The sequence below is a fragment of the Scytonema millei VB511283 genome, assembly GCF_000817735.3.
Lineage (GTDB): Bacteria > Cyanobacteriota > Cyanobacteriia > Cyanobacteriales > Chroococcidiopsidaceae > Chroococcidiopsis > Chroococcidiopsis millei_B.
Map to the genome: position 1 here is coordinate 146,748 of NZ_JTJC03000004.1, position 23,169 is coordinate 169,916.

Sequence of the window (23,169 nt, forward strand, 5' to 3'; positions counted from 1 at the left end):
CGGGTTTAGCTAGGCGAGCGAGTGATGACAGAGTTGTTTTTTCCAAAACCCGCCCGTACAGACATCCGTAGGATGATAGTCAAATATTTGTAGGGGCGGGTTTAGCTAGGCGAGCGAGCGATGACAGAGTTTTTTTCCAAAACCCGCCCGTACAGACATCTATAGGGACGATATGCCGCACAGCGGTGCGTTAAGTTGTTGTCAGTTCGATAGCAACAGCATCTTCAACTTCAGACAATAATTCCAAATCTGAAAAAGTTGCATTTTGCTTCAGGGCAGATTCAGGTAAGCGGAAGAATTGAATACTGCTGAGTAGTTTGCGCGATAGCTGTTGCATCTGTTCCGATTGCAAGCGCGTACTCTGAGTTAGCAAAGCGGTACGTTTGGCTAGTTCGGCAATATCATTCATTGCTTGAGCTGTAGACTGGGTAGCGTGGAGAATGTCATCGCTAGAACGAGATACCCCTAATCCAGCCTGTACGACCTCTACGGTACTACTGCGGACGTTACTAAACACTTGGTTCGACTGTTCCACACCCGTCGTAAAGTCGCTCACCAATCCACCCAAGCCTTGTACTTCGCCGTCAATTGCCGATACTACACTATGGATTTGGTCGGTACGCTGTTGCAGAGTGAAGAGTCCTTCATTGGTCTGCTGTGCTAGGGTACTGACTTGAGCCGCGATCGCCTCAAATTCTCGCGCTACAACTAAAAACTGTCTCGGGTCGCGCTGTTCGGAGGCGCGGGCTGCTACCAGGGTGGCGTTTAAAGCTAGTACTTGGGTCAAAGAAGCAATCTGGCTTTGGTCTTGCACGAATTGGTCTGCTAGACCGACGAATTCGCCCAGAGTTTTCATTTTCTGAATAATTCGGTCAGTACCTTGACTGAGGACATCAATACCTTTAGTCATTGCTTCGAGGGCAACTTGACCTTGTTCTACTGCCGATTGCACTTCGGTGAGAGATTGATTCGAGCGATCGACCGTTCCCGCAGAGTCTTGCGCCGATTGACCTACCTGTTGGGTTAACTGTAGTACCTGTTCTACTTCTTGTGCTTGGGTTGCCGCGTTATTTGCTACAGTTTCAGCTAGCTGTCCCAAGGCACTAGAACCAACGGAGACTTGTTCTGCTGCGGCATATACCTGAGCTAGCACTTGCCCGAGCTTTTCTAGCAGGCGGTTGAGGGTGTCTGCCACGAGTCCAGTCGCGCGATCGCTTACATCAGCTTGCACTGTTAAGTCACCTTCTTCTACTGCCGATACCACATCGAGGATGTGGATCACCTCCATCGACAGCGCTTCCCCTTCTTGTTGGTTGAGTTCTGCTTGTTTTAACTGTTCTTGCGTAGATACCGTCCGCGATACTTCCTCCCGAATCCGATCCTCGTTAGCCGCAACCTGTTTCAACAAGTTAAAAAACGAAGTTGACAACCGACCGATCTCGTCTTGCTGCTGCATTTGCATTTCGGTCTCGGTATCCGCTTGTGCTAGCTTGTTACATTCATCTAGAATCGGGCGCAGGCGACGATTGAGACTGCGCACGAAGAGTAAAACTACGGTTGTTAATAACAAACCCGCACCTAACGCACCAGCAATCGTAATTGTCAATACTGGACCGAGAACAACTCCTTCCGGTACTGCTGCCATCATTAACCAATTGGTGCTGGGAACTCTTTGATAAGCCCAGAATTTACCTCCCGTCCACAATAGTCCCGATCGCTCTTTTTTGTCTGGCGATGATATTTTCGACCAGATGGCTTTGAGTTCTGGAACTGTCTCGTAACCGCTCTGATTTTTAGCGCGGTCGGGTGCGGGTGGGTAAGACATGAGTTTACCCTGTTCGCTGGCAAGGACAAAATAGCCCTGGTTACGAATCACAGATTTGGAGATCTGGTCGCTCAAAGCCCCTAAGTTTACGTCGATCGCGGTAATACCAAGAATTTTATTGTTGCGATCGCGTATTACCTTACTAAAACTGGTCATGGGGATGTTATACCAGGAGTAAGGCTCAGTCCAGCTCTCGCTTCCCTGTGCTATGGGATCTTTAAAGTATGATTGATTTGGATAATTGTCCTCTTTGAACAAATCCACTTGAAAGAGTTGGTCGTAAGGTGCAGCTAAACGCTTACCTGGCTGCTTCGGGTCTTTCTGGTCTATATAAAAATACGTTCCATGCCATTGACGGTCTGGAAGAATTGCATAAGCAGTTTGTTCCATTGCCATACCCATAGCCAAAGTAGGGCGTTTGTGAAAAGCCTCTAGAATCAAACTGTCGTACAGCTCTGGATTTAAAGTTTTCTTGCTGCTCAATAACTCAGATGTACCAGCCAAATCGCGCATCGATTGCTTAACGGGTTCTAACTTACCTTCAATCGAAGTCACCTCAGTGTTTAAGTTATCGCCGATCTGAGCAAGGATTTGTTGTTTTAAAGACTGATAGAAGAAAAAACTAATACCACCGAGACTAACTAACGCACCGCCCATGACGGAGATAAACAGTACTGTACCGATGGAATTAAACCGAATTTTTCGCCCAGGACTGTTTTGCGGGGCAGACGGGGAAACGGTAGGTTGATTAGTAGTCATATGATTGAGAATATTGTTTACAAGAAAGGGAGTCGGGAGTCGGGAGTCGGACAAGGGGGACAAGAGAGCTGAGGGAGCGATCGGGAGCGATCGGGAGCTGAGGAGATAAAATAACTAACTGGTCACTGGTCACTGGTCACTGGTCACTGGTCACTGGTCACTGTCACCTCACACCCCACACCCTATTTACTGGTCACTGGTCACTGATAACTGATAACTGCTCCCTCGATCGAGTCGATCGCCATCTTAGGGGTTGCCACAATGAATCTGCTAAGATTTCCGGTTTGAACAGTCGCATGTTTGGCTCAATGTTTGACTGTACGGCATCAAATAAATCTGGTGGCAATTGGGAATGCGATCGCATTCCCAGGGTGCGATCGACAACTAACCCTAGTCCTGCTTGTTCCGCCGCCGCAGCGCTTAATTGCACCACTGTCAGTCTTTCTGTGGCAAAACCCTTGGCGATACCCAAGAGTTGACGTAGAGAAACTAACGGAGTAACGTGACCTGCATGATGGAGTACCCCCATCACCACTGGCGAGTAGAACGGCATCACAAGGATCTGCGATCGCTCGACAATTGGAATTTCTGCTACTAGAGTTAGCGGCAAGACAAAAGTAAATTGTTCGACTTGAGTGAGGATATATCGCTGTTGCTTTTCCTCAAACTGGATCGATGCATCATTTTGGGCGATCGCGTCAGGAGAGGGATTCATTAGCGTACCTTTTGTAAAGCTTGCTCGACGGTTTCCCGCGTCACGGGTTTGATCAAATAATCATCGGCTCCAGCCCGTTTCATGCCATAGTCAATCTCCAGAGGAGTCTTTTTAGTCGAACAGAAAATGACGTGCTGCTTTGCAGTTTTCTGGTTAGAACGCACCTCACGCAAAAACTTGTAGCCGTCCTGTTCTGGCATCACAATATCTAGAAATACAGATGCATAGTCTCGATCTGTAAGCATTTGCATAGCTTCCTTCGAGTCGGAACAAGCATCGACTTGATGCCCTAAACCTTCTAATAAAGAAGTGAGTAAGTGGCGATCGACCGAGCTATCATCAACAACTAAAAATTTCATGAGTTTGTCGTCCTTTAGTGTGGTTTAATTGACCTTAATATTTAGAATTCCCATCAACAGTTGTCAGTTATCGTAGGGGCGGGTTTTGAGTGCAGATTGCTGCCGTCAAGCGCGTATCTTTTGCTAAACCCGCCCGTACTGTAGGGGCGGGTTTTGAGTGCAGATTGCTGCCGTCAAGCGCATATCTTTGGCTAAACCCGCCCGTACCCAAGTTTAGTTGTCGTAGGGGCGGGTTTTGAGTGCAGATTGCTGCCATCAGGCGTAACTCTTTTGCTAAACCCGCCCGTACTGGTGCATAAAGAAAAGGTATAGGGTATAGAATTTAATCGTAAATTGCACATCAAATTACACAACCATATCTTTAGTAGTAGGAGCTATTTCAAATAGCATTTGCCGCAAATCCGTGCGAAATGTTGGCACTTCGGCAGGGGTACGGGGCTTAGCTAAAAACTTGCAGTTTGCCCACTGCGCTCGCCATTGGTTAGAAACAGATTTCTCGGCTGTTAGTAACACGAGAGGAAGCGATGCTAGTTGGGGTTGTCGTCGAATTTGCTTGATCAAGTCGAATCCAGAAGCTCCTGGCATATTGATATCGAGAAAAATTGCTAAGGGTTGAGATTCCATCATTGTTTGCACCGCAGTCAGAGCATTGTTGGAATACTTCACTTGGTATCCCCAACCTTCTACGAGCTGACGAAATTGTTGGATTAGTAGAGGCGAGTCATCGACGATAAAAATTTCTGCTGAAGCTGGAGAATTGTCAGGAGTGTTAGCTGACTTTTCTATTTCTACTAAGCCTTTTTCGATCAAACGGCTAAAGAATTTTGCGACTTCTAAAGGATCTTTTCCCATCGTGCGGGCGATCGCCGCTAAATTTTTACCTGGTTGGACTAAGTTTTGTAACTGCTGCTGTTGTGCTGTTGGCATAGAAGCAGCTGCTATTGCCTCCTGTTTCAATATCAGAGTGCTATCGAGGGAAGGAATGTATTTTTGCAGTTGCTTCCATTGACTTTGGCGGTTTGCGGCTTCTACAAACAAACCACTCAACTCAAAGCCGCGAATTGGAGTATTGACCACAAGTTCGGGTTCGGAAAAAAACTGAGCTTGTCCGGCGTAGTCAAACAAATATGTATCTAAATCGATGAGAATTTTTTGCCGCAGTGCTTGCGTTACGTCGTCGTGAGTGACCAATTTCATATTGACCATCTCTACGACAATTTTGCTTAAAGGCGTGGCTTCCTTGCTAGATAATTCCTGTTGTAGCTGTCCGAATGCTTGTTGTGCTTGTGGTTGGCGCAGTTGAGGTATAGATTGATTTAGAGTTGCTAAAAAAGGCTTCCACGCTGCTAGTTTCTCAATTCCAGAAGAAATGACCCGCCCTTGCACAACTCCTAGATAGCGAGGTTGAGGAATACGAGAGCGCTCTCCTTTGCTTAATTGAATTTGCCAGTACCCTGTCAGGGTATCGTCAAAAACTTGCTTCAGTCGGTCGGTTAGTTCTGATGCCCCAAACGAAAAGCTTAAATTTGATTGCATACCAATTATCCGCGAAAGTCCCTATACTCTGGCAACCCTAGTTTTCTCGCTTTTATAGTTCCCTAAATTTTCAGATTGCTAACATCTTCGTCAAGAATTTAAGTGCAGGCGATAACGGCAACAAAGGGCAAAAGCTATCTATACTTTTTCTTAAGAGTCGCTAAGTAAGCGAGTTTTCTGCATTTAACGAACATAAAATTTTTTCAGATATTGACAGTAAGAAAGTGTTAAGAAAACCTATATTTTTGCAGCGCTGTTTTCAATTTATCGCAATTGCCTTTGGCTTGTGGTTAATTTTCGATCTTGTCACCCGTCTGGGGGCAGAGATTTTTTGGTTTCAAGAAGTCGGTCACTTGCCAGTATTAAGGCTGCGACTATTGACCCAAGGTTTATTATGGGCGATCGGCTTTGGCATCACGGCTTTGTATTTGTTAGGTAATTTGGTGGTGGCTGAACGACTGGCGCGGGAGTCGGGAGTCGGGAGGAGCCAGTCGCTTGCGGGGGTTCCCCCCGTTGTGCGAACTGGCGTTCGGGAATCGGGGAACAGGGAGCAGGGAGTAGGGAGCAGAGGAAGAGAGCTGAGGGAGCTGAGGGAGCAACAACCGTTAACTGTCAACCGTCAACCGTTTTCACGCAGTGTAGCGCCAGCGTCTACCGTCAACAATCAACTACCAACTACCAACTACCAACTACCAATTACCAATTACCAACTACCACCACACCTATTTCTCCCCCTAGTCCTGTTATTAAATCTTTTGGTGGGGCTGTTGTTGTGGCATTACGGTCAAATTGCTAGGCAGTATTTGCAAACTGACTTGAACTTACCGAATATATCGCCGCTGATTCCCAAGTTATTTAGACCAGCATCAGTTTTCTCTCTGGGGGAACGCTTGTTTTCTCAAGCTTGGGCGCTGGGGGTGTTGGCAGGATTAACGATCGCCCTATTATTCTATACGCGCTTTTTTCTGTGGGCGATCGCGATTGCGTTCAGTGGAATTTTTGGTCTAGTTCTGTCTGGGAATTGGGCAAGAATACTGAAATATCTCAATCCCACCACTTTTAATACTGCTGAACCCGTCTTTAATCGCGATATTAGCTTTTATATCTTCACCCTCCCATTAGGAGAATTATTAGAATTTTGGCTGGTGGGGATGTTTTTGTATGGTTTAACTGCTGTCGCCCTGACTTATCTTTTAGCTGGAGATAATTTAAGTCAAGGGCGATTTGCCAGGTTTACGCGATCGCAACAGCGACATTTAGAGGGATTAGGCGGCTGCTTCATGCTAGCGGTTGCTCTCAGTTATTGGTTGAACCGCTATGAATTACTCTATTCTCGCCGTGGCGTGTCCTTCGGTGCAGGTTATACGGATGTAACGGTACAACTACCAGCCAATACTTTCTTAAGTTTACTGGCAGTGGCGATCGCTATTTTTTTGTTTTGGGGCGCAGTTTTTAGTTATCCCAAGCAATTCAGACGCAAGTTTTTAATTGGGAGTGTTAGCGCATATGTACTCATTGCTCTGGGAACTGGTACGTTATTACCGTCAGCCGTGCAGCGTTTTGTCGTACTCCCGAATGAGTTGGAAAGAGAACGAGCATACATTCAGCGAAGTATTGTATTAACTCGTCAAGCATTTAACTTGGGAATCGATAACCGTACCTTCGATCCACAAAATAATCTTACCTATAAAGATATTCAAGCCAACGACCTCACCATTCGCAATATTCGCCTGTGGGATCAACGTCCGCTATTAGAAACAAATCGCCAATTGCAACAAATCCGACTGTATTATCGGTTTCCCGATGCCGATATCGATCGCTATACCTTACTACAAGATACAGTTGCGCGCCGACCCAGTGCCGCACCACCATCTACAACCGAACAACAGCAACCTGGTGTAAATGCAACCAATACGGAAACAAGGCAAACTCTGATTGCCGCAAGAGAGTTAGACTACAGCGCCGTACCTCAAGAAGCGCAAACGTGGGTAAACCAACATCTGATTTATACGCACGGTTATGGTTTTACCCTCAGTCCCGTAAATACGGCGGCGGCTGGAGGACTACCGGAGTATTTTGTCAAAGATATCAGCGATACAACGACTGATGGCAGTACTCTAGCTGTCTCTAGCGCAGCAATCCGCGATAGTATTCCCATCGGACAACCGCGAATTTATTTTGGGGAAATTACAGATACCTACGTCATGACGGGTACGCAGACAAAAGAATTAGACTACCCAAGTGGTAATGATAATGTTTATAACGTTTATGACGGTCGAGGTGGGATTAACATCGGTTCGTTTTGGCGGCGGTTGCTGTTTGCTAAGTATTTAAATGACTGGCAAATGTTATTGACGCAGGATTTTACACCCCAGACGAAGTTACTATTTCGGCGTAATATTAATCAGAGAATTCGGGCGATCGCTCCCTTTATTCGCTACGATCGCGACCCTTATTTGGTAGTTGCAGATGCGGGAGATCGGCAAAGTTATCTTTACTGGATTGTCGATGGATATACGACTAGCGATCGCTATCCCTATGCCGAGCCTGGTAATGAGGGAATTAATTACATCCGCAATTCAGTTAAAGTTGTTATCGATGCCTATCACGGTACGGTCAATTTCTATGTTGCCGATCCTAGCGATCCGATAATTAACACTTGGCAAAAAGTTTTTCCTGGTTTGTTTCAACCTTTAGACAATTTACCAAAAACTTTGCGATCGCACATTCGCTATCCCCTGGATTTGTTTAGCATCCAAGCAGAACGGTTGACGACATATCATATGACCGATCCGCAAGTATTTTATAACCGAGAAGACCAATGGCAAATTCCTACCGAAGTCTACGGCAACGAAGCAAAATTAGTCGAACCTTATTATTTAATTACCAGCTTACCGACCGTACCGTTTGAGGAATTTATCCTTTTATTGCCTTATATTCCTAGTCAAAGAACGAATTTAATTGCTTGGTTGGCAGCGCGCTCGGATGGCGAGAACTACGGCAGATTATTGTTGTACGAGTTTCCTAAACAACGACTGGTTTATGGTCCAGAACAAATCGAAGCGAGAATTAATCAAGATCCAGTCATCTCTCAACAAATTTCGTTGTGGAATCGACAAGGTTCTAGAACAATTCAAGGAAATTTATTGATAATTCCCATAGAACAATCGCTGTTATATGTCGAACCACTTTACTTAGAAGCAGCGCAAAATAGCTTGCCAACTTTAGTACGAGTCATCGTGGCTTATGAAAATAGAATTGTGATGGCAGAGACTTTAGAGCAAGCATTAAAAGCTATTTTTCAACAAGAAGAAACGCCTGCAACGCCAATTATTCGTCCGGTAGAAGAACCTAGCTGAAAATAAACCTCTAGTGTGACTCAGATACTTATTTGAAGAACGACTCAATAGTTTGCAAAGGAAGAAACATTTGTAAGGGAGAGTCAAGACTTTCAAAACCAAAACGCAAGTAATAGGCTTTAGCCGTTTCATCTTTAGCATCCACAAACAGCCCAATTCCACCTGCATTTTCTGCTACAACCAGCGCCCGCTGCATCGCCTCAACTACCAGAATTCCGCCAATTCTTTGTCGTTGCCAATTTGTGCCCACTGCTAAACGAGCTAATTTTACCCCAGGGATAAGGGAAGGATATTTCTTCGCCCATTTTTGGGGCAGTGCTTGTAAGCGTATCTCGCACAAAGTCAAGGTAAAAAAACCAATAATTTCTCTAGGACAAGCGCAATCAATGAGAACGAAAGTACGAGAAATGCCTTTCTGTATATGCTGCCGTGCTGTCTGTTTCAGAAATTGGTTAAGGGCTTCGTTGCCACAGTCAAACTGTTCGCGTTCGTGAGATTTATCGAGTAGTTGAATGACTTTCACTAAAAAAATCTTGGTGTCGAGCAATTGCTGAGAGCAGTTTTTGATTGGCAGCAGGTGGGTTTTCTAGTGAATGAAAAATCTTGTCTGCATCTTGTTGTGTAATGCTAATTATCCGTTCTGCTTCTAGAACTTTTTGGGCTTCTTTGAGGGCTGCTTGGATGAGAAATTGGTTCAAGGTAGCACCAGACAAGTCAGCAGCTTTTTGTAAGGTTTCTTTGACTGAAGCAGAAACCCTTGCCGTGACTCGTTCATCATTTTGAGGGCGTTTAGGCATGATACATTTTGGCTTTTTATAGTGTTACTATAACTGAAGTGGTGACAAAATGACACCAACTTTTGCTTTTTAGTTTTATTTACCTAGTTTAATTTACATAAAGAGGAAGTTGACTTGAAAGAACCTTTTTGGTAGCTATCTTGAGGTAGGTGTATAAAAAGATGCCTGTTAGCATCGGAGTTTAATTAAAAATTAAACATTAAAATGCAGTATTTAATGTACGTCTAACTTCAAAAGCAACGATCGCACCGAGTCAGAAGTTACGAATCGTACGAGCGGACAAGTGAGCGATCGCCCGCGTGCGGAATCAACTGTCGGACGCAGCAACAATGGAATACTCGTGTTTTTGCTGGGTGTAGTTTTCACCCTACTACTAGTCGTTTTAGTCGGTGGTGGATTGTATATATTTACGCAGCAGCGATCGACTCAATCGGCGACAAACCTAATACCATCAAATAGCGAACCTCAACCCAACGCTGCGCCGCCTCCAACTCAAGCTGAGACGAGTACGACAGCCGCGAGTCCTCCTGCTGCAACAACTGCGATCGATCCTGCGTTACCCGCGCCACAAACTCTTAGCCTCCAAGTCAATCATGCAAATGCCACGACAGCGCGACTTACGGAGATTACCTTTTCTGACGACCACATCACCGCCGATCTCAGCGTGACAAACGGTCATCGTCATGCCATTCGACTCAATAACAGTCACGATATGGTAATCGCAGATAATTTGGGCAATCAGTATAATCTGGCAGAACCACCAAACAACGAAGATATTAGAATTGACCCCAACACGACCCTTAAAGGAAAATTTGTCTTCAACGGTCGAATTGCTCCTGATGCAACTACTTTGACCTTAACTACAAATAATAGATTTGGTGGCAATGAAAATTTTAGTAATAACCCGAGCAAACAGCAGTCCAAAAAGCTTTGACAGATCTAAAAGCCCAAGAAACTAGCACAGGTATTCTAATTAATTTACCAGAAAATATTTTATTTGATTTCGATAAATCGAATATTCGTCCTAGTGCTAAACCAACGCTACAAAAACTGAGCCTACTGCTGAAAAACTATGCCAAAGCACCCGTTACTATCAACGGAAACACTGATAGTAACGGCAGTGATGCTTACAATCGAGTTCTTTCTCAGAAACGGGCGGAAGCAGTTAAAAACTATCTGGTACAAAACTTTAGTACTAACGGCAGCCAGATGACAGCTAAAGGTTGGGGTGAAAAACAGCCCATCGCCCCGAACGCGAAGTCTAATGGTGCAGATAATCCCGCAGGAAGGCAGAAAAATCGGCGGGTAGAAGTGATTATAAGTCGTAAGTCGTAAGTCGGGTATTCGTAAGTCGTAAGTATTTCACGCACCACGCAGCTATCAACTATCCATTACCTATTACCGCATAATCTCCCGACTTCCCGCCCGTCTTACTCACCAAATGTATCGCTTCAATTTGCATCGATTTTTCTAGGGCTTTTGCCATGTCGTAAAGTGTTAAAGCAGCGACGGAGACGGCGGTGAGTGCTTCCATTTCTACACCCGTTTCGGCTTTGGTTCTAACTGTGGCAATAATTTGATAGCCAGGGAGTTCGGGATCGGGGGTAATTTGGACTTCGATTTTTTGTAGTGGTAAGGGATGGCACAGGGGAATGAGATTGGATGTTTGTTTGGCTGCCATAATTCCGGCTAGTCTTGCCGTTCCCAATACATCGCCTTTAGGGGCGTTGCCAGCTTGGATCGCTGCCAAAGTATCTGCTTGCATCCTCACTCTACCAGAGGCGATCGCTTCTCGGACTGTTGGCTGTTTGGCGGAAACATCTACCATCTGAGCTTGCCCTTGCCAATCGAGATGAGTCAAATTAGCGGTAGAAAAATTTTCTTGTGTCATTTAGTCAAAGTGTGTGTTACTATAAGTTTCTGGCAAGGGTGTGTAGCTCAGTGGACTAGAGCACGTGGCTACGGACCACGGTGTCGGGGGTTCGAATCCCTCCTCGCCCGTTTTTCATGTGTGGGGGCAGGTTTGCAAACCTGCCCCTATTTTAATGCGTATGCATCCTGACCCCTGCCCAAGGCAAAACGTAAAGAGGCAGGAAAACTTTTGCTCGAATGGGTCAGAAAAATGAGTAAAGCGAGGAAAGTTAGCCCGCCAGCCGCACCAAACATCGCCCGATAACCGACTTGTTCGGCTATTAAACCTAAGAAGGGACCCGCGATCGCAATTCCCACATCAAACCCCACCATACACACGCCAAAGATTCTCCCCCGTTCGTCTGGCTGGGCGCGGTCTACCAAGAGTGCGGCAATGGTAGGCAATAGCATTCCTGCCCCAGCCCCTTCGATAATTGCTGCCCATAAAAACATAGTGGCATTGGTAGCTTGCCATAGCAGCAGCATCGATACCGAGTAGAGAATCAAGCTGATAGAAATAAATAAACCCCTGCCGTAACGGTCGGAAGCTCGTCCGGTCGTCAAGCGCACAACAAAACTGGCGATCGCAGCTGCGGTGTAAAATAAGCCTGCATTTAAATCTACTTGAGTCGATTTAATAAATAAGGGTGCAAAAGTACTTAAAGTACCGAAAGCCAAACCGACGAGTAATAAAACGATCGCGGGGATACGCAGTCGCGGACTGAATAATAAACTCCAAAACCGATCTGCTGAAGGACTTTCGGTTGCCACTTTCGCGATCGGTGGATTGTAGACTTGGGAAGTAAACAAGATGCCCAAGAATCCCAACCCTGCTGAGAGGAGAAAGAGGGGTGCATAGCCAGCCCCAGCTTGTAAAAAACCGCCGATGGCGGGTCCCACTGCCATTCCAATCGCGGTCACTAAACTCATATAGCCGATAACTTCACCGCGATGTTGGGGGGGTGCAATATCGGCGACTAGGGCGCTGTAGCCTGTGGTAAACGCGGCAATACTGATCCCGTGGAATGCCCGTAGTACCATCAATAAAGGCAAAGATGTAATGACTAAATAACCTAAAGGAGCGATCGCCACTACAGCCGTGCCGATATACAATACCAGCTTACGACTGCGGCGATCGGCAAGTTGTCCTAACCAAGGACGAAACAATAACAGTCCAATGGCAAAACAGCCCATCACCATACCAATTTGTTGCTTGTTCGCCCCCACATCCTCAATATAAAGGGGCAGAACGGGCAACAATGCTGTCAGACTAGACCAGAAACTCAGCCCAGCACAGAATAAAATCAGCAGATTTCGTCGCAAACTGCGATCGAATTTAAGAAAAACGTTCAAGGTTTAACAGAGGGAGTAGGGAGTATCGGGTGTAGAGAGGTTACATGTAACCTCTCTACACCCGATATTTTTACTTTACTTAACATTATGACCTACCACCTCTCGCACGCGATAGATTGGGCGACCTTGAGATTCATGATACGTCCGCATCAAAAGTTCTGCCAATAGCCCGAAGCAAAACAACTGTACCCCAGTGATGAATAGCAAGACAGACAAAATCAATAAGGGACGATTGCCAATACTTTGACCCAAACCCAATTTTAAGAAAGTCAAATATAGCCCGATCGCCGTACCTAAGACTAGAGACAGCAGCCCAAAAAGACCGAATACGTGCATGGGACGGGTGAGAAACTTCTTCATGAAGGAGATTGTCAGCAGATCCATCAACACGCGAAACGTCCGCCACAACCCGTACTTGCTGCGACCAAAACGCCGTGCGTGATGTCTCACGGGCATTTCGCCAATTCTCGCCCCTTCAATAAAGGCTAAAGCGGGTAGAAAGCGGTGCAATTCTCCGTAGAGATTCATATCGGCTACGAGTTCCGACCGATAAGCTTTGAGAGAACAGCCGTAGTCGTGTAACTTGACACCTGTGGTGATGCCAATGAGTTTGTTAGCAATTTTAGAAGGAAGTAAGCGAGTTAAAGCTGCATCTTGTCGTTGTTTGCGCCAACCGCTTACCAAGTCATAGCCCGCATCTAGTTTGGCAAGTAAAGCAGGAATATCCGCCGGATCGTTTTGTAAATCTGCATCCAGAGTGACGATCGCTTTCCCTGTAGCATATTTAAATCCAGCTGCCATTGCTGCTGTTTGTCCGTAGTTGCGTCGTAACAGGACGGCTTTTAAATCGGTGCGTTCTGTTGCTTGTTGCTTGAGGAAATCCGCCGAACCGTCTTTGGAGCCATCATCAACGCAAATGATATCGTATGTTAAACCACTGGCTTTCATGGTAGAAGCGATCGCCTCCAGCAAATGAGGTATGCTCTCCACCTCGTTGTAAACTGGTACGACCACCGAAACATCGAGTTGATTTGAGGCGATCGCCCCATTGGATTGAGTTAAGCTATCGGAAACGATCATGAGTAGTGAGTAGTGGCTAGTGGCTAGTAGCTAGTGGTTAGTGGTTAGTTAATTGTGACTTGTGACTTGTCTCTTAATTTTTGACTTCTGACTTTTAACTTTTGACTTTTGAATTCCGAGTTCCTTCGTAACACTTAACGACTCTGCCGTAGGAACGCAGTTGTTGAAAGTACGAGCGACTGATTTCGTCTCCTTCTGCTGTTAAGCAATCGATCGCAATACCATTGCGCCCCATTTTTTGCCCAGAACTATGTATATAAGATCCAGCGCCCAAGTACAGTCCCACATGGGTAGCTTTCTTATCCGTCCCAAAGAATACCAAATCCCCAGGTGAGAGTTCTGCTTCAGAAATTGTTTCGACAAAGGCTTCTTGTTGGTAAGCATCCCTGGGTAGCCAAACACCCACTGAAACAAAAGCTGCTTGGATCAAGCCCGAACAGTCATAGTTTGGTCCTAAGGTTCCACCCCATAAATAGTAATTGGGTTGTTGCATTGCTTGACGTGCATAGTCAATCACTTTTGGCAAGCAGCGATTAATTTCTGTAATAGAAAGAGCGATCGCCTGATAGGGAGCTTTTGCTGTAGCTAGCTTTTGTAGATCGGACGCTGGTAGCCAACCTGGATAATCATCTTCACACAAACACACCTCAATTGCTGACGTGTTGTCAGGTATGGTCGTTACTTGTAAATGTCTTCCTGCTGCTGCTTGAGTTGCCAAGCGATCGCACTCAGGAGAATCATATATATTTAGAGGACTGAGGCACTGATATTCAATGTTGGTCATTGGTCATTGGTCATTGGTCATTTGTAATATAACTCCCTGCTCCCTGCTCCCTGCTCCCTGCTATGGTATTTTTCCGCAAAGACGAACAACTAGAAAATTTGGGCGATCGCGTTTTAGAAGTGACTTGGGCAGAATTTCCCACTTTGGCGCGTAATCAAATTGCTCTGACGTGGATTGTCTACGATCCTCCAGTCCCCGTCAATACAGGTGGCGCTTTGAGTCCCCAAGCCTTTTGGAATTTTCCAATTCGGGGGTATAGCTATCGCGGTGTGGAACGAATCTATCCTGCTAGTATCGTCAAACTATTTTATTTGGTGGCGATTCAAGAATGGCTAGAAAAAGGCATGGTGGGGTCTTCGCCAGAAATCGAACGCGCCATGCGCGATGCGATCGCTGATTCTAGCAATGATGCAACTAGTTTAATTGTTGACGTTCTCAGCGGTACGACGAGCGGTCCCGAACTCCCAGCCGCGCCTTTTGAAACTTGGAAAACTCAACGCAACATCGTTAATCGCTACTATCAGTCTCTTGGTTGGGAGGAGATGGCAACAATTAACGTCAATCAAAAAACTTGGTGCGATGGTCCCTACGGGCGCGAACGAGCGTTTGTAGGAGAATTGATGGACAATCGCAACATGCTGACAACCAACGCTACAGCAAGATTGTTACACAGTATTGTAGGTGGGGTAGCTGTGTCTAGCGGGCGATCGCAAGCAATGATGGCATTACTCAAGCGCAGCCTCAATCCTGCCGATTTATCAACAGATAATGACGAAGACCAAATTACGGGATTCTTAGGTGGCGGATTACCCCCAGAAGCACAATTGTGGGCAAAAGCTGGCTGGACGAGTCAAGTCCGCCACGATGCTGCTTATATAGAAATTCCTAATTTGCGACCATACTTATTAGTCGTATTTACCGAAGGTCGCGCCCACAGCAAAAATCGTCACATCTTACCCTTTATCTCGCAACAGATCGCTACCGCAGTCGCTACTTTGGGAAGCCGGGAGCAGTGACCAGTGACCAGCGATCGGTGACCAGTTAACTGTCAACCGTCAACCGTCAACCGTCAACAAATGACAAATGACAAATAAATATTGACAAATTCTAAAAAGCTAGAGCTAATAACTAATAGATAGGTGAATTATGCAAGTTTTCGGCATAAAATCTTCTAGGAGTGAACGCAAATATGCTTTTTTCTCGTCATTTGCCGTTGGTGTTCGGTGTTGCAACCTCGATCGTGCTTGGTGGGAGTTTATCCACTCAAGCTCAAACAGCTAGTAGCGATCGCTTACAGTTAAACCAACCCGCACAACCTCCAGATCGTGTCGTCCCGATGCCAGGAACGTCTGTGACTTCAGCTACGACTCTTACTACTGAGCCTGCTACAATTCCAGAGTTAGAAACGACAAAAATCGATAATGCCCAGATCGCACAAGTTGATAGCGCCGATGTGGGACGCGCAGTTATTGGTGGTTCTAGCTATGTTGGCATTGCCGCTAATATAGGTTTGGATGGGGACACGGATTTAGGCGACTCTAACTTTGCCGTAATTAGCAAAATTGGGCTACCTGGTAACTTTTCAGTGCGTCCATCTGCCGTCTTTGGGGGAGATACGGTTTTTCTGATTCCCCTAACTTACGATATTTCTTTGCCAGGAGTCGATGTCATAGATGCTGCGCTACCCATATCACCTTACATAGGTGGGGGAGTTGCGATCGCCTCTGGCGATGACAGTCAAACCGACTTCTTGCTTACTGGTGGGGTAGATTTTCCCCTGACTAATCAATTCACTGCTACGGCTGGGGTAAACGTTGCCTTTTTTGACGAGACTTCTATTGGTTTACTACTAGGAGTCGGCTATAACTTCCCTGGCTTCTAAAAAGAGTAGAGACGTTACATGTAACGTCTCTACATCGGTCATCGTTAATCGATCGCTGAATTATTTCGGACTAACTTTACCAATCGTACCTAGAGTACCGTCGTCTTTGACCGTCCAAACGTCATAGACTCCGACGACATCACCGTTAGCATCGACATCGACGTTACCGCTAGCGCCTTGATAATTGATATCTTGACCTTTGCGTAGTAACTCTAAACCTTTGCAAACGTCAGTGACTGCCGTACCTGGGGCATTGGCTACTTCCCGTAGTTTACCCGCGATCGCTTCTCCAGAGTTTGCCTTGGCTGCTTGCGCGGCGAGGACGAGGAGTGCTGTCGCATCCCAAGCTTGAGGAACGTATTCCCCAACTGCCTGATTTTTCTTTTGTTTCCACAGTTGGGTTAACGCTGTCAGTGCTTTGCCATCTGCACCTGGCACAGTCCCAATTGCTCCAGTGACGATATATTTACCGTCATCTTTCTTGCCGACTTTTCCAGGGAAGGTAGCGGACTTCACCCCATCGGTGAGCATCACCTGTACTCCCTGCATTAATCCTTGCTCGTATGCAGATTTCAGTAAGATGCTGCCTGTTTCTTCATACATTACGGCAATGACTGCCTGGGGTTTGCCAGCAAAAGCAGCTGCGGCTTCAGTTTCAAAGGTTGTTGCTTTAGGATCGTAGCGAGTTGGTCTACTTTCGTTAACTATAGTTCCACCCAGTTTTTTAAAAGTTTGAACAAAAGCTTTTTCAAAACCTACGCCGTAGTCATTATTGATTACTACAGTCGAGACTTTGTTAAAACCACGTTTTTTTGCCAATTGAGCTAAAGCTTCCGCTTGGTAGGTATCGGGGGGAGCTGTCCGCGCCCAAAAGCCTTTAAATTCTCCTTTTTTAGCTCTTTCGGTAAAGACAGGGCTAGTACTACCAGGCGAGATCAGCACCACCTTATTACGCACGGCAATTGGCACAGCCGCGCTAGAAACGCTACTAGCAAAAGAACCGACTACACCCGCTACCCGATCGACGTTTGCTAGTTTCGTCATGGCTGCCGCACCCTTACGCGGATCGGTTTCGTCATCTTCTGCCACTAGGGTTACAGGTGCGCCATTCACACCACCGCAAGCATTGACTTTCTCAACGACTAAGGGAACAGCGCCTGACATTTGCTGTCCGATGGGACCTAGATCGCCCGTAGCAGGGAGGAGAGAGCCAAGCTTCAGTGCTTGCGTGCTAGCTTGTACATTTGTTGCAACCGGAGCTGTTGCCGGTGCAGAATCGGCAGTTGTTGTTTGGGGCGTGCTGCTTGTTGTTGTGGTTTGTTGACAAGCCGCAGCCAAAAAACCGAGCGAGAGAGTAGCAGTAGCTAGGGCGAGAGTACCTGATAAGCGTTTCACCAAAACAGGATCGGTCGTTTTCATAGAGTTGTTTATCGTCGATGCGATTGAAAATTAATGCAGATTATTCTTGCATAACTGGGTAGAAAACTGGATCTAATTACACCTACCCAATGGCGGAGATATTTTCTTCAGCAATAAAGTTCCCCGATCGCCACAATTTCTCCCAAAAGACAGAGGAACGAAACGATTGGCAATCGCTGCAATTCTTTTTCAGCTATGGGCTTATGAGGTGTAATTCACCCACAGCAGAAATCTGGTAAATTTTTAAAACGGAGAGGGAGGGATTCGAACCCTCGGATGGGTCTTACGAGTCCATCAACAGATTAGCAATCTGCCGCTTTCGACCACTCAGCCACCTCTCCTGGTGACATGGCTTCATGATTATAACAAGCTTTGCGCCAAGAAGCAAAAGATCGGTTGTCAGTTATCAGTTGTCAGTTATCAGTGACTAGTGGCTAGACTTTCCTCCTTGTCCCCTCACCCCTCACTCCTCGCCCCTCACTCCTCGTTTATGGCTTACCGCAATCCCGTTCCTACAGTTGACGTTATCATCGAATTAATTGACCGACCGCAGCGACCGATTGTCTTAATCGAGCGCCATAATCCTCCTTACGGTTGGGCGATCCCTGGCGGTTTTATTGATTATGGCGAGTTAGCAGAACTAGCCGCACGTCGAGAAGCTGAAGAAGAAATTGGCTTGCAGGTAGAATTAATCGAACAGTTCCACGTTTATTCCGATCCCAACCGCGATCCGCGCCAGCATACGTTAAGCGTAGTATTCATTGCTACGGCGACAGGCGAACCCAAAGCTGGAGATGATGCTAAGGGTGTTGGCATTTTTGAATCTTGGCAAGTCCCTACGAACTTATGCTTCGATCACGATCGCATCTTGCGCGATTATTGGCGTTACCGTCATTACAATATTCGTCCCTTGTTAACGAGTGAGTAGGGTTTACTTAACATAGTTGTTGTTCTACTGTGATATTTGGCGAACAAACTTCTACAAGTACAGCTAACCTTACGCCAAACTAGGCTGTCACGCATTTAACTTGCATCATCAGCCCAGACCTTTTGACTTTTGACTTTTGACTTTTGACTTTTAACTTTTGACTTTTGACTTTTAACTTAACTTATGACTCGCAAAATCATCCGTACCGATGCCGCACCCGCACCCGTGGGACCATATAATCAAGCGATTGCGGCTAGCGGACAAATGGTATTTGTCGCTGGGCAAATTCCCCTCGATCCTCAGAGTGGGGAAATTATCGGTACGGGGGATGTAACTGCCCAGACGAAGCAAGTGATGGCAAATTTAGAGGCAATTCTCGCCGCAGCAGGAGCAAAGTTTCAGGATGTGGTGAAGACAACCGTATTCTTAAAAGATATGAATGATTTTGCGGCGATGAATGGGGTTTATGCTCAATATTTTGATGAAGCAAATGCCCCAGCGCGTGCTTGCGTGCAAGTATCGCGGTTGCCGAAAGATGTGTTAGTGGAGATTGAGTGTATTGCGGCGATCGGTGCTTAATTGCATGGTTTGAGTGGCGCGATCGCGTTCAGCTATTGCTTAGCAACGTCGAACCACTCAATTAATTTTCTATATTATTACAAGATTATTACAAGAACCTAGCTTTTATTTTTTTCTATCTCAGTTTGAAATAATAACCTATACCCAATCGCAGATTGATAGCTATTTGGTTTATTAGTTAGCTTGCCATTTATTGAGCGTAACTACATCAAAAGGTAGAGTGATTGTATCACTAAAAACATTTTATCTCTATCGCTAGCAAGATACATTATTCAGATAAAGTTTTAGCCTAGTTAATAAGTTCAAACTAAATGGAAGGAATTAATATGGCTCTTCACAAACTTGAGGACTTTGATACTAATTATCAAGATTCTTTTGACGGCGACGATATTAAAAATTATGAAGTTTATTCAGATAGAGATAATGAAAAAGTAGGCACTGTCAAGAATATCTTGGTCGATGAAGATGGTCGTTTTCGTTATTTAGTTGTTGACACTGGCTTTTGGATTTTTGGTAAACAGGTCTTACTACCAGTGGGACGTTCTCGCATTGACCAAAACCAGCGACACGTTTATGCAGTTGGCTTTACCAAAGAGCAAGCGGAAAGCTTACCAGAGTTTAGCGACGATCTGAAAATTGATGACGCATATGAAGAACGGGTGCGAGGAGTTTATCGCGATCGCCCCCTAGAATCATCAGCAGCATTAGGTTCGACAGCTCCAGCAGCAAAAACAGTTAATTCCGATCGCAGCACTTACAATTATCAGCAAGAGCCAGATCTGTACGATATGAACCAGCCAGATCGTCAATCGCTCAAGCTGTATGAAGAAAGGCTGATTGCGAATAAAACCCGTCGTAAAGCCGGAGAAGTTTCCGTAGGCAAGCGCGTTGAAACTGAAACAGAAAGAGTTTCAGTTCCAGTAGAAAAAGAACGAGTTGTGGTCGAGCGCGTCACGCCAAATGATGCTGGTAGACCAGCTGCTCCAGGAGAAGCAAACTTCCGCGAAGGTGAAGCTGCACGTATGGAGATTTATGAAGAAACTCCCGACATTCGTAAGGAAGCTGTTTTACGTGAAGAAGTCAGAGTTAGAAAGGAAACCGATCGCGAAATGGTCAACGCCGAAGAAACAGTGCGGCGAGAAGAACTCGATTTGGATGCTTCGGGTCGTCCGATTGTAGATAAGAACGATCCTAACTACCACCAATAGAGCATTTACGTTTGATGGAAAGGCGACGCACACTCGTGTCTTCTAGACATGAGTTAGTCGCCGGATCTATGGTGTAATCGAGTATAAATAAACACCTTATTTAGCGATCGCACCATAAGTAAGTCAAAAGTTAAAAGTCAAAAGTCAAAAAACTGAAAACTAGACCTCCTGCACGAATGCCCAGCGAATGGAATTCGGGGCTATACAAACGTAGACGCAAAGCGGCTTCCCGAAGGGTAGTCCGCAAGGCAAGGACTGACCCTTTCATGTGGCTATGAGTGTGCGCTCGTCACACTTTGTCTGTGTAGCTGCGAATTCTATTCGCCTGCTGCGACAGCTTGCCAAAAATTAATTGAGAGAAACACTACAGCCGATATTGATGAAACACCTCGCTAGCGGCGCGGTGGACGAGGGAATGACGGTAAACGAGAGATTCCATATCTTCTGCATACCCGCCACCAATGACGCAGGCGACAGGATAGCCAGCCGCAACGCAGGTACTCAAAACTTGCATGTCGCGGCGAAATAAACCAGTATTGGTTAAAGCTAATTTCCCCAAGCGATCGCCTATATGCGGATCGACTCCGGCATCATATAATACTAGGTCTGGCTGAATCCTTGATAGTAAATCTGGTAAATATTGAGCAAGAGTTTGTAAATATTCATCGTCTTCCATGCCTTCGGGTAAAGGCACATCTAAATCGCTTTTCTGTTTTGTCCCAGGAAAGTTAATTTCGCAATGCATTGAGAACGTAAACACGCTGGGGTCATTTTGAAAGATAAAAGCCGTACCATCGCCTTGATGTACGTCTAAATCTACAATCAAAACTTTGCGAACGAGATTTAATTCTTGTAATACACGAGTGGCGATCGCCAAATCGTTAAAAATACAGAAACCAGAACCATAACTGGGAAAAGCATGATGGGTTCCTCCTGCTGTATTGCAAGCTAATCCGCACTCTAACGCTAACTTGGCGGTTAAAACAGTTCCCCCGACTGCAACACAAGTACGGTTGGCTAAAGCTGGACTCCAAGGTAAGCCAATTCGCCTTTGTGCTTTAGCATCTAATGTTCCATTACAGTATGCTTGGACGTATTCCGGTACGTGTACCAACTCAATCCACTTCTGCGACGGACGTTCGGGAATCTGAAATTGTTCTGGATATGCTACGCCATCAGCTATCAGTAACTCGTAAAGCAACTGAAACTTCGGCATGGGAAAGCGATGAGTATCGGGTAAGGGAACGACGTAATCGGAGTGATAGACCAGGGGTAAATCCATGCTTAGCTAAATTGTTCCACATTTAATTTGCAAGCATATAGCAGCTAAAAGCCTTGCTGCAACTACATTTTCCCTTTTTAACTTTTAACTTTTGACTTACTTATGACTTCCCTATATTTTCTCTCCCATGCGGTACAAGTAAGCTTGACATATCTGGACCTGCGGGAATAATCCCACCAGGATTTAAGGGAAATAGATTGCCGTAGTAATCTTGCTTGACACTTTCTAAATCGCAAGTATCAGCTACCCCAGGTAATTGATACAAATCACGCAGATACGCTCCTAAATGGTGATAATCTTGAATGCGGCGGCGGTTGCACTTAAATATGCCGTAGTAGGCAACATCAAACCGAAATAAGGTGGTAAATAGCCGGATGTCTGCTAGAGTTACGCAATCGCCGCACAGATACCGACTGTTTGCCAAGACTACATCAATTTCGTCCAAAGTCGCAAATAATTCGTTGCAAGCTTCTAAGTATGCCGCTTGTGTCTGAGCCAAACCGCAACGATATACCCCATTATTGACAGTATGATAGATTTTTTCATTCCACCAGTCAATCTTTTCTCGCAAATCTTCAGGATAAAGATCTAATTTTGGCTGCTGAGCAAACTCGTTCAAGGCATTATTGAAAATGACAATAATTTCCGCGCTCTCGTTATTGACGATCGCCTTTGTTTGTTTATCCCATAAGACGGGAACCGTACAGCGTCCTTGATATCCTGGTTTTGCCAACTGATACAACTCTGCTAAGCTGCGACAGCCTTCTTCTTGCTGAGGTAGTACCCAACCGCCTTGAATTGGATCGGGTGTGGCGATCGCCACTGAGATGGCATCTTCTAAACCCTTGAGCGATCGGATCGCGAGCGTTCTATGCGCCCAAGGGCAACTAAGTCCGACGAAAAGTTGGTAGCGTCCTGTTGCTGGTGGGTAAGGACTGTCTATACCAATAGAGTCGCGAAACTGACTGCTAGGACGAAGATATTCTCCCGATTTACCACGGGGTGCAAGCTGCGACATCATCAACTGCCAAAGTGTCGTCCAAACAAATTTGCCCAACCAGATAATTAACTTGGGTGGTAAAGATTTCCCCTTCTGCTTGGGTTTGGAAGCAGTTACATTTTGGTTATCAGCGCTCATTTTCAGACAAAAATCACCGATTTATTGTCAGCTTGGCTTTCTCGATCGACCGTCTATAAAGGCTTAGAAAGTTGGAAAAGTCAGGAAATGCAAATGAAAAGACATGAACCTTCACATCTTGCGATACTATAGCCTAAATCTAGCTGCACTCTTTTTATTATAAAACTTTTAAGGATTTAATCTGGTTTTTGCGCCCAATTTAAACCCATAGCCAAAATCTCTGGATATTTTGACCGAGTGTTTTGCTTCAGGTGC

23 protein-coding genes and 2 tRNA genes are annotated in these 23,169 nt (G+C 45.6%); 9 read left to right on the forward strand and 16 right to left on the reverse strand.

The features are described from left to right. Positions 1 to 190: 190 nt before the first annotated feature. The 6 genes from QH73_RS15730 to QH73_RS15755 all read right to left on the reverse strand — a co-directional run bounded on the left by QH73_RS15730 (position 191) and on the right by QH73_RS15755 (position 5,194). A complete protein-coding gene (locus QH73_RS15730) occupies positions 191 to 2,584 on the reverse strand; it encodes a methyl-accepting chemotaxis protein (protein ID WP_052290231.1) in 2,394 nt (797 codons plus the stop codon). Next, a complete protein-coding gene (locus QH73_RS15735) occupies positions 2,574 to 2,717 on the reverse strand; it encodes a hypothetical protein (RefSeq protein ID WP_165587714.1) in 144 nt (47 codons plus the stop codon). Before QH73_RS15735 ends, QH73_RS15730 begins: the two co-directional genes overlap by 11 nt. A 60-nt stretch (positions 2,718 to 2,777) precedes the next feature. After that, positions 2,778 to 3,299 (reverse strand): chemotaxis protein CheW, encoded by a 522-nt coding sequence (locus QH73_RS15740; RefSeq protein ID WP_052290230.1) that lies wholly within the window; start codon positions 3,297 to 3,299, stop codon positions 2,778 to 2,780. After that, the gene (locus QH73_RS15745) at positions 3,299 to 3,658 is read right to left on the reverse strand and encodes a response regulator (RefSeq protein ID WP_015154562.1); all 360 of its coding nucleotides are present in this window, start codon (positions 3,656 to 3,658) and stop codon (positions 3,299 to 3,301) included. Before QH73_RS15745 ends, QH73_RS15740 begins: the two co-directional genes overlap by 1 nt. 67 nt (positions 3,659 to 3,725) lie before the next feature. Further along, positions 3,726 to 3,914, reverse strand: a complete 189-nt coding sequence (locus tag QH73_RS15750) for a hypothetical protein (RefSeq protein ID WP_132867146.1) — start codon at positions 3,912 to 3,914, stop codon at positions 3,726 to 3,728. 89 nt (positions 3,915 to 4,003) lie between these two features. Beyond that, a complete protein-coding gene (locus QH73_RS15755) occupies positions 4,004 to 5,194 on the reverse strand; it encodes a response regulator (protein ID WP_039717200.1) in 1,191 nt (396 codons plus the stop codon). Positions 5,195 to 5,418: 224 nt separating this feature from the next. Between QH73_RS15755 and QH73_RS15760 the strand changes: the two genes are divergently transcribed. Continuing rightward, complete coding sequence (locus QH73_RS15760) at positions 5,419 to 8,553, forward strand: UPF0182 family protein (RefSeq protein ID WP_063777353.1); 3,135 nt, start codon at positions 5,419 to 5,421, stop codon at positions 8,551 to 8,553. A 28-nt stretch (positions 8,554 to 8,581) separates the two neighbouring features. On the opposite strand, the gene QH73_RS15765 is transcribed toward QH73_RS15760, so the two are convergent. Further along, positions 8,582 to 9,076 carry a GNAT family N-acetyltransferase gene (locus QH73_RS15765; protein WP_039717199.1) on the reverse strand — a complete coding sequence of 165 codons (495 nt, stop codon included), beginning with the start codon at positions 9,074 to 9,076 and terminating at the stop codon, positions 8,582 to 8,584. After that, positions 9,051 to 9,350, reverse strand: a complete 300-nt coding sequence (locus QH73_RS15770) for a type II toxin-antitoxin system TacA family antitoxin (protein ID WP_039717198.1) — start codon at positions 9,348 to 9,350, stop codon at positions 9,051 to 9,053. The genes QH73_RS15765 and QH73_RS15770 overlap by 26 nt, the downstream gene beginning before the upstream one ends. Before the next feature lie 283 nt (positions 9,351 to 9,633). On the opposite strand from QH73_RS15770, the gene QH73_RS15775 reads away from it, so the two are divergent. Continuing rightward, positions 9,634 to 10,284: a hypothetical protein gene (locus QH73_RS15775; RefSeq protein WP_039717197.1), complete on the forward strand. Its 651-nt coding sequence runs from the start codon at positions 9,634 to 9,636 to the stop codon at positions 10,282 to 10,284. Continuing rightward, positions 10,281 to 10,685 (forward strand): OmpA family protein, encoded by a 405-nt coding sequence (locus tag QH73_RS15780; protein ID WP_052290229.1) that lies wholly within the window; start codon positions 10,281 to 10,283, stop codon positions 10,683 to 10,685. The genes QH73_RS15775 and QH73_RS15780 overlap by 4 nt, the downstream gene beginning before the upstream one ends. Positions 10,686 to 10,734: 49 nt before the next feature. On the opposite strand, the gene moaC is transcribed toward QH73_RS15780, so the two are convergent. Continuing rightward, positions 10,735 to 11,241 (reverse strand): cyclic pyranopterin monophosphate synthase MoaC, encoded by a 507-nt coding sequence (gene moaC / locus QH73_RS15785; RefSeq protein WP_039717196.1) that lies wholly within the window; start codon positions 11,239 to 11,241, stop codon positions 10,735 to 10,737. A gap of 36 nt (positions 11,242 to 11,277) precedes the next feature. On the opposite strand from moaC, the gene QH73_RS15790 reads away from it, so the two are divergent. Next, positions 11,278 to 11,351, forward strand: a tRNA-Arg gene (locus tag QH73_RS15790). Positions 11,352 to 11,387: 36 nt separating this feature from the next. On the opposite strand, the gene QH73_RS15795 is transcribed toward QH73_RS15790, so the two are convergent. From QH73_RS15795 to QH73_RS15805, 3 genes are all read right to left on the reverse strand, one after another. Next, entirely contained in the window at positions 11,388 to 12,614 is a 1,227-nt protein-coding gene (locus QH73_RS15795) for an MFS transporter (protein WP_039717195.1), read from the reverse strand. 75 nt (positions 12,615 to 12,689) lie between these two features. Further along, complete coding sequence (locus tag QH73_RS15800; RefSeq protein ID WP_039717194.1) at positions 12,690 to 13,694, reverse strand: glycosyltransferase family 2 protein; 1,005 nt, start codon at positions 13,692 to 13,694, stop codon at positions 12,690 to 12,692. A gap of 94 nt (positions 13,695 to 13,788) precedes the next feature. Then, positions 13,789 to 14,478: a C40 family peptidase gene (locus QH73_RS15805; RefSeq protein ID WP_039717193.1), complete on the reverse strand. Its 690-nt coding sequence runs from the start codon at positions 14,476 to 14,478 to the stop codon at positions 13,789 to 13,791. 62 nt (positions 14,479 to 14,540) lie between these two features. Here QH73_RS15805 and QH73_RS15810 point away from each other — a divergent pair, with 62 nt between their 5' ends. Together QH73_RS15810 and QH73_RS15815 are read left to right on the forward strand one after the other, a co-directional pair. Continuing rightward, entirely contained in the window at positions 14,541 to 15,494 is a 954-nt protein-coding gene (locus QH73_RS15810) for a serine hydrolase (RefSeq protein ID WP_039717192.1), read from the forward strand. Between the two features lie 173 nt (positions 15,495 to 15,667). Then, a complete protein-coding gene (locus QH73_RS15815) occupies positions 15,668 to 16,360 on the forward strand; it encodes a hypothetical protein (RefSeq protein WP_039717191.1) in 693 nt (230 codons plus the stop codon). Between the two features lie 60 nt (positions 16,361 to 16,420). Here the strand turns inward: QH73_RS15815 and QH73_RS15820 are convergent, their stop codons facing one another. Together QH73_RS15820 and QH73_RS15825 are read right to left on the reverse strand one after the other, a co-directional pair. Further along, on the reverse strand, positions 16,421 to 17,755 hold the full coding sequence (locus QH73_RS15820; protein WP_039711219.1) for an ABC transporter substrate-binding protein: 1,335 nt from the start codon (positions 17,753 to 17,755) through the stop codon (positions 16,421 to 16,423). A gap of 273 nt (positions 17,756 to 18,028) precedes the next feature. Further along, a tRNA-Ser gene (locus QH73_RS15825) sits at positions 18,029 to 18,120 on the reverse strand. Between the two features lie 149 nt (positions 18,121 to 18,269). Here QH73_RS15825 and QH73_RS15830 point away from each other — a divergent pair. From QH73_RS15830 to QH73_RS15840, 3 genes are all read left to right on the forward strand, one after another. Continuing rightward, on the forward strand, positions 18,270 to 18,707 hold the full coding sequence (locus QH73_RS15830; protein WP_039717190.1) for an NUDIX domain-containing protein: 438 nt from the start codon (positions 18,270 to 18,272) through the stop codon (positions 18,705 to 18,707). 183 nt (positions 18,708 to 18,890) lie between these two features. Next, positions 18,891 to 19,286 (forward strand): RidA family protein, encoded by a 396-nt coding sequence (locus QH73_RS15835; protein WP_039717189.1) that lies wholly within the window; start codon positions 18,891 to 18,893, stop codon positions 19,284 to 19,286. Between the two features lie 326 nt (positions 19,287 to 19,612). Next, positions 19,613 to 20,494 (forward strand): DUF2382 domain-containing protein, encoded by an 882-nt coding sequence (locus QH73_RS15840; RefSeq protein ID WP_039717787.1) that lies wholly within the window; start codon positions 19,613 to 19,615, stop codon positions 20,492 to 20,494. Positions 20,495 to 20,858: 364 nt separating this feature from the next. Here QH73_RS15840 and QH73_RS15845 read toward each other — a convergent pair whose 3' ends face one another. Further along, a complete protein-coding gene (locus QH73_RS15845) occupies positions 20,859 to 21,776 on the reverse strand; it encodes a histone deacetylase family protein (protein ID WP_039717188.1) in 918 nt (305 codons plus the stop codon). Positions 21,777 to 21,876: 100 nt separating this feature from the next. Further along, entirely contained in the window at positions 21,877 to 22,914 is a 1,038-nt protein-coding gene (locus QH73_RS15850; protein WP_039717187.1) for a glutathione S-transferase family protein, read from the reverse strand. Between the last annotated feature and the right edge of the window lie 255 nt (positions 22,915 to 23,169).